The sequence below is a fragment of the Streptomyces sp. NPDC005004 genome, assembly GCF_053600675.1.
The window spans coordinates 40,737-54,571 of the sequence record NZ_JBSGAH010000014.1 but is presented as its reverse complement, the minus strand read 5'-3'; the positions used below and the strand labels follow the sequence as shown (position 1 = coordinate 54,571).

General features: G+C 73.1%; 4 protein-coding genes. 2 read left to right on the top strand and 2 right to left on the bottom strand.

The window, feature by feature from the left end; translation table 11 throughout:
• Positions 1 to 6: 6 nt before the first annotated feature.
• Entirely contained in the window at positions 7 to 1,383 is a 1,377-nt protein-coding gene (locus tag ACWEEU_RS20990) for an MFS transporter (protein ID WP_385743893.1), read from the bottom strand.
• 407 nt (positions 1,384 to 1,790) lie between these two features.
• Between ACWEEU_RS20990 and ACWEEU_RS20985 the strand changes: the two genes are divergently transcribed.
• Both ACWEEU_RS20985 and ACWEEU_RS20980 read left to right on the top strand, forming a co-directional pair.
• The gene (locus tag ACWEEU_RS20985; RefSeq protein WP_451734169.1) at positions 1,791 to 3,710 is read left to right on the top strand and encodes an AMP-binding protein; all 1,920 of its coding nucleotides are present in this window, start codon (positions 1,791 to 1,793) and stop codon (positions 3,708 to 3,710) included.
• Positions 3,710 to 12,751 (top strand): amino acid adenylation domain-containing protein, encoded by a 9,042-nt coding sequence (locus ACWEEU_RS20980; protein WP_451734167.1) that lies wholly within the window; start codon positions 3,710 to 3,712, stop codon positions 12,749 to 12,751. Before ACWEEU_RS20985 ends, ACWEEU_RS20980 begins: the two co-directional genes overlap by 1 nt.
• Here the strand turns inward: ACWEEU_RS20980 and ACWEEU_RS20975 are convergent.
• Positions 12,735 to 13,721: a fatty acid desaturase family protein gene (locus ACWEEU_RS20975; RefSeq protein ID WP_451734165.1), complete on the bottom strand. Its 987-nt coding sequence runs from the start codon at positions 13,719 to 13,721 to the stop codon at positions 12,735 to 12,737. The genes ACWEEU_RS20980 and ACWEEU_RS20975 overlap by 17 nt on opposite strands.
• Between the last annotated feature and the right edge of the window lie 114 nt (positions 13,722 to 13,835).

The window sequence follows — 13,835 nt, the reverse complement described above, 5'->3', positions numbered from 1 at the left end:
CGCCGGTCACCGGTCGGAGACCGGCTGGGGTGCCGGGCCGGCCGCCGCTTCCTGGTCCGGGGTGCCGCCCGGGCTCGCTTCCGCCTGCCCGGCGGAGTCCTCCGCTGCGGGCTTCGTCACCTTGTCCGACAGCCCCCGCAGGCCCGGGGTCAGATAGCCCGCGGCGGCCGTCGCCAGGACCAGCAGCCCGAGCAGCCCGAGCAGAAAGGCCATGCCGCGTCCCTCCCCGGTCCCCAGGAGGTCGCCGACGCTCCCGGCGAGCGCGCCGTCCTTCGCGAGCAGGGGTTCGAAGACGTGGTCGGAGATCGGCCCCGCGAGGAGGTAACTGCTGCACAGGACGGTGTTGGTCACCATGTTGAACGTGGCGAACGCCCGGCCCTGCAGGTCGGGTTCCACCTCGGTGCCGATGATGCTCCGCGACGTGCCGTCAATGATCATCGAGCAGAACATGAAGCCGAACGCCGCGATCGCCACGAGGGTGACGCTGGGGCGCAGCGATCCGAGGCAGAGGAACAGCCCGAGCGGGATCGCGAAGCCCGCGGTCCCGTGGATGCGGCGCCGGGGGCCGCCCCAGGACGCCATGGTGACGCTGCCGAGGACCAGCCCGATACCTCCGATCGTGAGGACCACGCCGAGGGCGGAGACCGACGCGAAGCCGATCACTATGGGGGTGATGAGGATGTCGACGAAGCCGACGCTGAGGTCGAGCGCCGCGTAGAAGAGGGCGAGGGTGATCAGCGCGCGGTTGCCCGTCAGGACCCGCCAGCCCTGACCGATCTCGCTGCGCAGCGACCCCTTGCCCTCGGTGCCGGCCTGCGAGGGCGGCGGGGCGGGGATCTGCGTGACGAAGAGGACCACGACGTTGAGGAAGAACGTCGCGCAGTCGATGAACAGCACGCCGTTGAGACCGATGCCCAGCATGAGCGCGCCGCCGACCGCGGGTGCCACGGTCTGGCTGACGGCGTTGGCGACCCCCATCAGGCCGTTGGCCCGGCCGATCTGCTCCTTGGGCGCCAGCAGCACGACGATCGAGTTGAGCGCCGGAACCTGCATGGCCCGCAGTGACGACCGGATCACGGTGGTGACGAAGATGTGCCACGGCTGGAGATGACCGGCGGTGTAGAGCAGGCCCAGGGTCAGGGTGGTGCCGATGCCCACCGCGTCGGAGACGAGCAGGATGCGCCGTCGGTCCCAGCGGTCCACGAGTGCGCCGGCCAGCGGTGAGAACAGGATGCCGGGCAGGAAGGCCAGCACGAAGGTGAGGGCGAGCTGGGTCGTCGAGCCGGTTTCGAGATAGACCCACACCCCGAGGGAGAACCCGGTCAGTGCGGTACCGACCATCGTCACCAGGCTGCTCGCCCAGATTACGGTGAACTTGCGCATGCGCGACTGCCCCATCCACGGTTTATGTTGAGTCGGGAATGGAATCACGCCGCTCAAGGCGCGATGCCTTCCATTTCAAAGGCGTTACGGCGCCCAATGGACCGTGCTGACAGCCATGTTCACGGATCGGGCCGCGCCGAGCGCATCCCCCCTTTATGGGACGCCCGCCCCCTCTCAGCGGCGATTACCTTCCTGGCACGGTGTGGGCTGCCGCCCATGTCGAGCCTCGCCGGACCACGGGCGGGAGAGCGCGCCGGCCCCGGCGCGGGCCACGGACCACTTGCTCTTGGGCGCCCGGCGAAGACCGCTGTGCGAGCCGTGTGTCCGCCGCCTACGGGGAGCCGTGTCCGGTCTGCCCGAATCCCCCGGTCAAGCCGTCGGAATCACATGCTCGGGAGGGCCACCTGATGATCGACCGCACGAACCTTCTGGTCGACATACTCCACTCCCGGGCCGACCGGGACCCGGACGCCATCGCCTATGAACTCGTCGGCCGGGACGGGCGGACCACGGTGCTGAGCCACGGTGCGCTGGCCGGCCGGGCCGCTGCCCTGGCCGGGCGGCTGGCCCGCTGCGGTGACGGTCCGGTGCTGCTGCTCTACCCCGCCGGTCTGGAGTACGTGGTCGCCGTCTTCGCCGCGATGATGGCCGGCCGGCCGGTGATTCCCGCCTACCCGCCGAACCAGTCCTCGCTCCCGGACCGCAAGCGGCTGTCGGGCATCGTCGAGGACGCCCGCCCCTCGGTCGTCCTCGCCCCCGAGCACCACCCCGGCATCCCGGCGGCGACCTTCCTGACCGTCCCAGGTCCGGAGGCCGACGGCACGTCCTGGTTCCGTCCGGCGGGCGCCGAGCACCAGCAGGTCGCCATCGTCCAGTACACCTCGGGCAGCACCGGACGCCCTCGCGGTGTCCTGGTCCGCCACGACAGCGTCGCGGCGAACACGGCGGCCATCGCGGAGGCGTTCGGCCTCGACGCCGCCTCACGGGGCATGACATGGCTGCCGCCGTACCACGACATGGGGCTCATCGGCGGGCTGCTCGCGCCGATGTCCGCGGGCATTCCGGTCCGGGTCATGCCCCCCGAGGACTTCCTGAAGGCGCCGCTGTCCTGGCTGCGGCAGATCACCGAGCACGGCGTCACGGTCAGCGGCGGACCGGACTTCGCGTACCAGCTGTGTGTGCGGCGCGCGCACAACGACGCCGCTCTGGAGGGGCTGGACCTGTCGGGCTGGAGCGTGGCCTTCAGCGGCGGCGAGACGGTCAAGCAGCAGACGATGGACGCGTTCGCCAAGCGTTTCGCGCCGGTCGGCTTCGACCCGGCGGCGTTCGTGCCCTGCTACGGGCTGGCGGAGGCGACGCTGATCGTCAGTGCCGGCCACTGGTCGGGACCCGCGGAGGACGCCACCGTCAGCTGCGGCTCCCCCGTGACCGGCCAGCACGTCGTCGTCGTGGACCCGGACACGGCAACGCCGCGCCAGGAGGGCGAGGAGGGCGAGATCTGGATCGCCGGTCCGCACGTCACCTCCGGCTACCTCGGCGCCGACTCCTCCGGCCTCTTCGGCGAGCTGGACGGCGAGACGTTCCTGCGCACCGGTGACCTCGGCCGGCTGCGGGCGGGCGAGCTGACCGTCACCGGACGGGCCAAGGACGTGATCGTCTTCCGGGGCGCCAACCACCACGCGTCGGACGTCGAGGCGCCCGCCCTGGAGCTGCTCGGCCGCAGCGCCGGCACGGCGGCGGCGTTCCTGGTCGACGGGGACACGCCGTGCCCGGTCCTGGTCATGGAGGTGCGCGGTGAGCGGACCGCGGAGATCGCCTCGCGCGTGCGCGCTGCCGTGCTCGCGGGAACGGGGCTGCCCCTCGGCATGGTGGTCCTGGTGCCGCCGCGCACCGTGCCCCGCACGTCGAGCGGGAAGGTCCGGCGGTCGCAGTGCCGGGTGGAGTTCCTGTCGGGGGCGTTCGGCGACGCGGTCGTCGACGATCCGGGCATGTTGGCCACCCTGACCGCCGGCCGGCCGACGTCGGCCGCGGCGGCCGAGCTGACCACGTTGATCTGCGGGATCGTCGCGGCGGTCCGTGATCTTCCGCAGTGCCGGCCGACGGACGGCCTGGTCGATCTCGGCCTCGACTCGGTGCTTGCCGCCGAGTCCGCGGCGGTTCTGGAGGACGCGCTGCAACTGCCGGTTCCCCTGGGGACGGTGCTCTCGGCGGCGACACCGCAGGACGTGGCGAACGAGCTGGTGAAGGAATGGCTCGCCGAAGGGCGGGCGGAGGACGCGGTGCTCGACCGCGTCCATTCGGTGATCAAGGGCGAGGCGGCGGCGTGATGGACCTGACGACTGGACGAAATCTGGTGGCCCGCTGGCGCGAGGCCCGGAACGCGAGCGGACCCGCCACGCTCAGCCGCGGCCAGCAGGGCATCTGGCTGTTCGAGGAGCTGCACCCGCACACCCCCGTCTTCAACCTCGTCTTCGCGGCCCGGCACACGGGACCGCTCGACCACGGCCGTCTGGAGGAGGCGGTCACCGCCCTGACGGTCCGTCACCCCGCGTTGCGCAGTTCCTTCCACGCGGGGCCGCAGGGCCCGGTCCGCACCGTGCACGCGGAGCCGGCCGGACCGGTCACGGTCTGGACCGACCTGCGCGACGACCCCGGTGCCGCGGAGCGGCTCGCCGCGGAGACCGCCGCCGCCCCCTTCGACCTGGCCCGGGCCCCGCTCGTGCGCGTGCACGGCATCCGGGTCGCCGACGACGAGCACCTCCTGGTCTTCGTCACGCACCACCTGGTGTGCGACGGCGGCTCGCTCGGTGTCCTCTTCGGCGAGCTCGAACACCTCTACGCCGGCGGCACGCTCCCGCTCCCGCCGCCGGACGTCCCCACCGCGGTGGCCGACCCCGGCCACCTCTCCTACTGGAAGGAGCAGCTGGCCGGGCTGCCCGTCCTCGACCTGCCCACCGACCGGCCGCGCACGGCGGACACCGGCCTGCGGGCCGGCTCGGTACCGGTGGACCTGCCGAGCGAGCTGGTGGCCTCGGCCGAACGGCTCGCCAAGGAGGAGGGCACCACCCTCTTCGTGGTCCTCCTCGCCGCCTACCAGCTGCTCCTCGGCCGCCACACCGGACAGAGCGACTTCGGCGTGGGCACGGCCGAGGGCGGCCGCGCCCGCCCCGGCACGCACGGCGTCGTCGGACTGCTCGCCAACCCGCTGCTGCTGCGCACCGACCTGTCGGGCCGCCCCACCTTCCGCGAGCTGGTACGCCGCGCCAGGGACACCAGCCTCGCCGCCCTCGCGCACCGCGACGCTCCGTTCGAGGACGTCGTCACCGCGCTCGCCGCCGACCGCGGCACGGACCGCTCGCCCCTGTTCCGCACCCACTTCGTCTTCCACGGAGAGCTCGGCACCGCCCGGCTCGGCGACTCCCCGCTGCGGCCGGTGCGGCTGCCGCGCCAGGCCGTCCAGCACGACGTCGAGTTCCACCTCTGGCGCGACGGCGAACAGCTGTGGGGCACGTGGGACTACAACGCCGACCTCTTCGACGCGCCCGGCGCGGTCCGGATGGCCGAACGGCTGCACGTGCTGTTGGCCGAAGCGCTCGCGACCCCGGACCGGGTGGCCGCGCACCTGGACTCGCACACCCCCGAGGACCGCGCGTTCCTCGCCCGGTGGGGCGCCGGACTCCGGCCCGAGACCGAACCGGCCGGTCTCACCGATCTGTTCGCCGCGCAGGTCGCCCGGGTACCGGACGAACCCGCCGTCACCGACGCCCGGCGGCGGCTCACCTACCGTCAGCTGGACGAGCGCTCCAACCAGCTCGCCCATCTCCTGCGGGCCGGCGGCACCGGCGCGGGAGACATCGTCGGCATCCAGCTGCCGCGCACCGTCGACCTCGCCGTGGCGATGCTCGGCATCCTCAAGACCGGCGCCGCCTATCTGCCGCTCGACCCCGCCTACCCGGCCGAGCGCATCACGTTCATGCGCCAGGACAGCGGCGCCCGCACGATCCTCACCGCCCTCGACCACGAGGCCCTGGACCGGCAGCCGGTGACACCGGTCGCCGGCCCGGGCGCGCGACCCGACTCGCTCGCCTACGTCCTGTACACCTCGGGTTCGACCGGCGAGCCGAAGGCCGTCATGCTCACCCACGCGAGCACCGTCGAGATGGTGCGCTGGGGGCTGCGCGAGTACACCGCCCACCAGCTGTCGCGGGTGCTCGCCTCCACGTCGGTCTGTTTCGACGTGTCGGTCTTCGAGTTCTTCGGCCCGCTCAGCGCGGGCGGGACGGTCGTCGTCGTGGACGACCCGCTCGCCCTGCTCGCGCCGGACGCCCCCGACGTGACCCTGATCTGCACGGTGCCCTCCGCCGCACGGGAACTGGTCGCCGGCGGCGGCCTGCGCGGCACGCCCAAGGTGATCGGCCTCGGTGGCGAGGCGGTGCCCGGCACCCTCGTGGAGGACCTGTACGCCACCGGTCACGTCGAGGCGGTGTACAACCTCTACGGCCCGAGCGAGGACAGCACCTATTCGACCTACTCCCGCGTCGCCCGCGGAGAGCGGTACCCGGCGATCGGACTGCCGCTCCCGCACGAACAGGCCCATGTGCTCGACGGCGAGCTCCGCCCGGTGCCGGTGGGCGCCGTCGGCGAGCTGTACCTCAGCGGGTCGGGCCTGGCGCGCGGCTATCTCAACCGCCCGGCCCTGACCGCCGCACGGTTCGTCGCCGACCCGTTCGTCCCCGGCCGGCGCATGTACCGCACCGGTGACCTGGTCCGTTACCGTCCGGACGGCGAACTGGTCTACCTGGGGCGCGAGGACTTCCAGGTCAAGGTGCGCGGGCAGCGCGTCGAACCGGGTGAGATCGAGGCGGCCCTGCGCCGCCGCCCCGAGGTGGACGACGCCGTCGTCGCGATGCACGGCGACCGGCTGGTCGGTTATGTGACCGCCGCCGCGCCCGACGCCGTCGACCACGGCGAGCTGCGCGCCCACCTGCGCCGGACCCTGACCGACGCGATGACGCCGTCCGCCTTCGTCGTGCTCGACGCCTTTCCGCGCACCCCCAACGGCAAGGTCGACCGGCGCGCCCTGCCCGCCCCCGTGCGGGCGGGCGGCGGGGGCGAGCCGCCCCGCACCGCGGCCGAGGAACTCGTCGCCGATGTCTGGCGCGAGGTGCTCGGCGTGGAGACCGTCGCCCGCGACGACGACTTCTTCGATCTGGGCGGGCACTCCCTGCTCGCCGGGCAGGTGCTCAGCCGCCTGCGCGAGCGTGCCGGGGTGGACGCGTCCGTACGCCTGATCTTCGAGCGGTCGGTCCTGTCCGAACAGGCGGCCGCGCTGCGGGGCTCCGGCACCCGGCCCCTGCCGGCCGCCGCACCCCGCCGCCCCGGACCCGACGGCACCCTGCGGGCCCCGGTGACCGACGGACAGCGGCGGCTGTGGAGCCTGTGCCGGATGGACCCCGCCGCTCACCGGGCCTGGCTGATGCAGGGGGCGCTGCGCGTCGACGGCCCGGTCCGCCCGGACCTCCTGGACCAGGCGCTTCGTACCGTGGTCCGACGTCACGAGGCGCTGCGCACGACGTTCCGGGAGAAGGACGAAGAGCTGGAGCAGCTCATCCACCCCGAGCCGCTCGCGGGGCTCGAGCGGGCGCGACTGAGCAGCCCGTCGGAACTGGCGGCCCTCGCCGAGGAGGCGGCGTCGGGACTCGACCTGAGCGCGGGCCCGTTGCTCCGCGTCCACCTGGCCGAGCTGAGCGCGGACGAGCACATCCTGCTGCTCACCGTCCACCACCTCGTCGCCGACGGCTGGTCCCTCGCCGTCCTGGGCGAGGAGCTCGGCCGGGCGTACACGGCGCTGGTGCAGGACCGTGACCCCGAACTGCCGGAGCTGGCACTCCAGTTCGCCGACCACGCCGCCTGGCAGCGGGAAGCGCGGGACAGCGGCGCGCTCGACGCCCACATCGCGTACTGGGGCCGGCAGCTGGACGGCGTGGCCCCGCTGGAGCTGCGCACCGACCGGGTGCGGGCGGCCCGCCCGAGCTACCGCGGCGCCCTGGTGCGCCGCCGGGTCCCCGCCGACGTCGCTCGGCGGTTGCACGCGCAGGGGGCGGAGCAGTCGGCCAGTGCGTACATGGTGCTGCTGGCGGCCTTCCTGGTGCTGCTCCGTCGGCACAGCGAGCAGACGGACATCGCGGTCGGTTCACCCGTCGCGGGCCGCGGCCACAGCGACTTCGAACGGCTCGTCGGGTTCTTCCTGCACACCGTCGTCCTGCGGGCCGAGGTCGACGACGACGCTTCCTTCACCGGGCTGCTCCAGCAGGTCCGCCGGACGGTGCTCGACGCCCTCGATCACCAGGACGCCCCGTTCGAGGCGATCCTGGACGAACTCGACCTGCCCGCCCGGGGCCCGAGCCGCACCCCGTTGTTCGACGTGATGTTCAACTACCTCAACCAGCCCGCCTCCGGGTTCACGGCGCCCGGTCTGACCGCCGAACAGCTCCCGCCCGAGTCGCTGCCCGCCAAGTACGACCTGGAGCTGTACGTCGAGGACCTGCCCGACGGCACCGTCGATCTGCTGCTGAACTACAGCCAGGACCTGTTCGAGGCCGACACCGCCGAGGCCATGCTCGGCCAGTACGTCACCCTGCTCACCCAGGTCGCGGCCGACCCGCGCTCCCCGGTGGGAGAGCTGCGCCTCACCCAGGGTTCCGGCATCCCCCTCACGCCGTCCGTCGCCCCGGAGGGCGGCACGGTGGCCGGCGGATTCCTCCGGCGGGTGGCGCTCCACCCCGACCGGGAGGCGCTGTGGACCCCGGACGCCACCCTCAGCTACGCCGAACTCGACCACCGCGCGCGGGTGCTGGGCGGTGCCCTGCGCGCACGGGTGGCGGCCGGCCACGGACGGGTCGGCATCCTCTGCGGGCAGGGACTCGAAGTACCCGTGGCCATGCTCGGCATCATGGCGGCCGGCCACGCCTACATGCCGCTCGACACCAACGCGCCCGAGGGCCGTCTGGCGCAGCTCGTCGAACTCACGGACGCCGACGCCATCGTCACCGATCACGCCAACCGGGCCCTCGCCGAGCAGATCGCGGCCGGCCGACCCGTGCTCGACGTGAACGACACCAGCACGGCTCCGCTGGACTCCTGGTCCCCGCTCGACCCGGACGCGGTCGCGTACGTCCTGTTCACCTCCGGCTCCACCGGCCAGCCCAAGGCGGTCGTGCAGAGCCACCACAACGTGGCCCGGCACGTGTACGCCTACGCCGACGTCCTCGGCGTACGGGAGACCGACCGGCTCACCATGGTCTGCTCCTACACCGCCGACGGCGCCGGTCAGGACCTCTACTCGGCGCTCGTCCACGGCGCCACCGCCTGCCCCATGGACCTGCGCCGGGACGGGGCCGAGGCGGTCCGTGAGACGCTGGCCCGCTCCGGGGCGACCATCTACCACTCCACCCCGACCGCGTTCCGCGAACTCGCCACCGCCCCCGGCGCCGCCGACTGGCCCGACACCCTGCACACCGCCGCGTACGGCGGGGAGAAGCTCACCCGTGACGACGTCACCTTCGTGCAGCGCAAGCTCCCCCGCTGCACGATCGTCAACGTGTACGGGCTCACCGAGTGCAGCGTCGCCCTGATGCACGTCATCCAGCCCGGCGAGGCACTCCCCCGCGCGTCCGTCTCCATCGGCCGCCCGATCCCCGGCGTCGACGTCCACCTGCGCGGCGCGGACGGCCGCCCCGCCGAACTCTTCGGCGAGATCATCTGCTCGGGACCGTCCCTGGCCCTGGGCTACCTCGACCCCGCGCAGACGGCAGCCGTCTTCCACGACGGCCCCGAGGGCCGCAGCTACCACACCGGCGACCTCGCCTGGCTGCTGCCCGACGGCTCCCTGGAGCTCGTCGGCCGCCGCGACGGCCAGGTCAAGCTGTGGGGCCACCGCGTCGAGACGGGCGAGGTCGAAGCCCGGCTGCGGGCCCTGCCCGGTGTCACCGACGCCGCCGTCGTCCCGGTCACCGACCCGGCCGGACAGCTCCAGCTCGCCGGGTACTTCACCGGGACGGCCGAACAGGCGGACCTGCGAGCCCAGTTGTACGCCATCCTGCCGCACTACATGGTGCCCAGGGTCCTCGTCCCGATGGCGAGCCTGCCGTACACCCGGACCGCGAAGATCAGCCGCACCGAGCTGCCCGCGCCCGACTGGCACGCACCGGCGCCGTCCGCCCCGCCCCGTACCCCCACCGAACAGGCCATCGCCGACGTCATGGGCGAGGTCCTCGAGGTCTCCGCGGTCGGCCGGCAGGACAACTTCTTCGACCTGGGCGGCCAGTCGCTGCAAGCCTCGAAGGTGGTCGGCAGGTTGCGCGAGACCCTCGGCGTCGAGGTGTCCGTCCGGCAGATCTTCGAACTCGGCACGGTCGAGCGCATCGCCGCCGCCCTGGTGCCCAGCCGTCCGGGCATCCAGCCGCGCGAGGCGGGCACCGAGGCCGTGCTCTCCTACGACCAGCGGCGGCTGTGGCTGGAGGACCAGCTGCGTTCCTCCGTCGCCTACAACGTGCACGGACGGCAGCGGCTGCTCGGCAGCCTCGACGTGGCGGCCCTGGAACGCAGCATCCGGGCCATCATCGCCCGGCACGAGACCCTGCGCACGACCTTCCCCACGGTGGACGGGCGCACCGTCCAGTCGGTGGCGGACCCCGACGACGGCTGGAGCCTGACCACCGAGGACCTGAGCGGCTTCGCCGGCGACCGCGAGAGCGCGGCGCTCAAGCTCGCGGACGAACAGGCCACCACCGCCTTCGACCTGGCGAACGGTCCCCTCTTCCGCTGCCTGCTCGTCAGGCTCGCCGACGACGAGCACCTGCTGAGCATCACCATCCACCACATCGTCTCGGACGCCTGGTCCATCCGGCTGTTCCTCGGGGAACTGTCACGCCTGTACGAGGCGGGCGGCGACGTCGACGCCGCCGGGCTCGCCCCGCTCCCCGTCCAGTACCGGGACTACGCGGCGTGGCAGCGGGAATGGCTGACCCCGGAGAAGCTGGAGGCCCAGATCGGTTACTGGCGCCGGCACCTCGAAGGCGCCCCCGCCGCTCTCGACCTGCCGGTCGCACGGCGGCGCACGCCCGCCCAGGGTGCCGAGGGCGGCCGGGTGTGGGCGGAGCTGACGGCCGAGGAGACGGCCGCGCTGCACGAGCTGTGCCGTTCCCACGGCGTCACCCCGTTCATGCTGCTCCTGACCCTGCTGACCACGGTGCTGCGCCGCTGGTCCGGCCAGGAGGACGTGGTCGTCGGAGCGCCGGTCACCACACGCAACGACACGGCGACGACGGACCTCATCGGCTTCTTCGTCAACACGCTTCCGCTGCGCGTCGACCTCTCCGGCGCCCCCGCCTTCGACACGCTCCTGGCCCGGGTGCGGAAGGTCGCCCTCGACGGGTACGCGCACAGCGACGACACCCCCTTCGACGTGCTCGTGAACGAGCTCCAGATACCGCGCGACCCCCACCACACCCCGCTGTTCCAGGTCGTCCTCAACATGGTGGAGAGCACCTCGGAGGACTGGGAGCTGGCCGGCGTCTCCGTGCGGAACGTGGAGCCGCCCGCCCTGCCCAGCAAGTTCGACCTCACCCTGACCGCCCACATGTCCGACAGCGCGGTCAAGCTCGAACTCGTCCACCACCGGGACCGCTACGACGCCGCGCTGATGCGCGCCCTGCTCGCACAGGTGCGGACCCTCCTGACCGGCGCCGCGGCCGACCCGGCACGCGGCATCCTCGACTACCCGCTCCAGGCGCCCGGTGCGGACACCCCGACCGCCCAGGCCCCGGCCGCGGCACCTCGTCCTCGGCGCCCCGCACCCGACGGGGTCGCGCTGACGGACGGCACCGGTTCCTGGACGTACGCGCAGTTGTACGCGGCGGCCGAGCGGGTCGCCCGGAGCCTCTCGGCGCGCGAGGACGGGGACGTGGCCGTGATCAGGCGGCGTACCGCGGGCTTCGCCGTGGCGGCACTCGGCTGCGCCCTGGCGGGCGTCCCCTTCTCGGCGGTGGCGGCCGACGCGGGGCTGGCCAACCACCCGTTCATCGCCACGGTCCTCGACCCGGCTCCGGGCGAGGACACCCCGGAGGGGGCGGTCGACGTGCGCGCCCTGCTCGAAGCGCCCGGGGACGGGGTGGTGCCCGTCGAGGAGGACTGGACGCTCGGACGGTACGACCTGGGCCCGCAGGACCGGTTCACCGTGCTCTCCGGCGGTTCCGGCGCCATGATGTCCGCGTTCAACGCGTCCCGCGCCGCCGGTGCCACCCTGATGGTGCCGGACGAGGCGGTCGCCGGTGACCCGGTGGCCCTGTCCGCGTGGCTGCGGGACAGTGCGGTCGGCGTTCTGTACCTGACCCCGCCGCAACTGCGTGCGCTGGCGGCGCACGGGGCGCGGCTGCCCGCGCTGCGCTACGTGTTCGTCGACAACGACGCCAGGCTGATCTCCCACGACGTGGAGCTCGCGCGGCGCGTGTCGGCGTCGTGCAAGGTCGTCGCTCTCTACCGGGTGGAGGCCACGGGCCGCCCGCTGGCCGCTTTCGACGTGCCGGACGGCTGGTCGCCGGAGACGGCGCCCCTGCGCGTTCCCCTCGGCGCGCGCGTCGACGGCTCTCGTGTCGAGCTGTCGGGCGCCGCGGGAGATCCCGTCGCACCCGGTGAGATCGGCGAGATCCGCTCCGACACCCGGCTCACCGGCGACCTGGGGCGCCGGCTCCCCGACGGAACGGCGGAGTTCGCCGCCGCGTCCGGCAGCCGGAGGGACCTGGTGGAGGTGGTCGCCGCGCTGCGGGACCTGCCCGCCGTCCGGGACGCCCTGGTGACCGAACTCGTCGGAGCGGACGGCCGGGTGCAGCTCGTCGCCTTCGTCGCCGCCGAGGAGGGCGCGGTCAGCGTCTCGGAGCTGCGCCGGCAGCTCACCACCCGGGTCCCGGAGGTGCTGATGCCCCAGCAGCTGGTGATGCTCGACCAGCTGCCGCTCACCCCCGACGGCGACTACGACCTGCTCAGCCTGCCCGACCCCGCCGGGGACGACCCCGCCGACCTCTACGTCGCGCCGCGCACACCGGTGGAGCGCCAGCTGGTCGAGGTGTTCGAGGAGTTGCTCGGCATCGAGGGTGTGGGTGTCCACAACACCTTCTTCGAGCTCAACGGCTTCTCGCTGCTCGCGACCCAGCTGGTCTCCCGGATCAGGGAGACCTTCCGGATCGAACTGGCGCTGCGGGAGGTCTTCGAGTCGCCGACGGTGGAGAGCCTGGCCCAGCTGATCGTCCGCTCCCAGGCGGAGCAGGCGGACGCGGCCGCCCTGGAGGCACTCCTCAGCGAGCTGGAGTAGCCTCCGCGGCCCGAGGGGTCTCGAGTACGCCCCGGCGGATCCGTATCCGCCGGGCGTACTCGGGGTCCCGCTCCATCAGCATCGCGTGGGTACGGCGCAGGCTGTGGTGGGGGATGCCGGGCCACAGGTGGTGGACGGTGTGGTAGCCGTCGGCGTGCGGGTGGACGAGCACCCGCTGCACCAGCCCGACGTTGGAGATGGTGGCGTCGAAGACGGTGTCGGAGTCGGAGTAGACGTGCTCGTCGGCCTCGGCGACGAGCCTCAGCACCGGAAGCACGACGAAGACCGAGACGAGCCAGAGCCCTTCGGCCGCGACGGCGCCGGTGAGACCCGCGCCCAGCCACGCGGGCAGGGCGACGAAGACCGCGCTCCACACCAGCATGGCGGCCGTCACCGACAGGTCGGAGCCGACCTCGCGCACCCAGCCGAGCTGGTACCGCACGGCGCGGGCGAGCACGGAGACGGTGAACGCCGTGGCCGACGAGCGCCGCAGCCCCTCGAGGTCGAGTTCGGCGTAACGCCGGCGGTCGGGGTCGTCGCTGGTGCCGAACCTGCCGTGGTGGCGCAGGTGGCTCTCACGGTAGGCGGCCAGCCGTCCGCCGGTCGGCAGGCCGACGAGCAGGAACCCCAGGACGTCGTTCCAACGGCGATGGTGGCGGGCCCAGTTGTAGTGCGACGCCTCGTGTGTGAGGTTCTCCAGCGCCCGGAGCTGCCGGGCGACGACGAGGCAGCCGGCCAGGGCGAGGGGCAGAGCGGCCCACAGGCTCACCGAGACCAGGGCCCATCCGCCCGCCACGGCCACCAGGACCGCGATCAGCGCGTCGAGGGCCGCACAACAGGCGGTGAGCACAGGGCGGGTCCGATGCGCTGCGGCGATCTCGGCGCGCAGCGCCGCGGGCAGTCGATATCCCTTCCGGTACGGCTTCTCTTCCTCCGGTCGGGCGGCGGGGCGTGTCAGGTGCGACGTCATCGGTTTTCCCCCGGCAACAATGGAACAAAGTCCGTCTATTGCTGGGGGAGCGCACGGGTGCGTCGCAATGTCCTCGGTATACCTGCCGTGAATGCGGAGCAGCCAACTTATCGA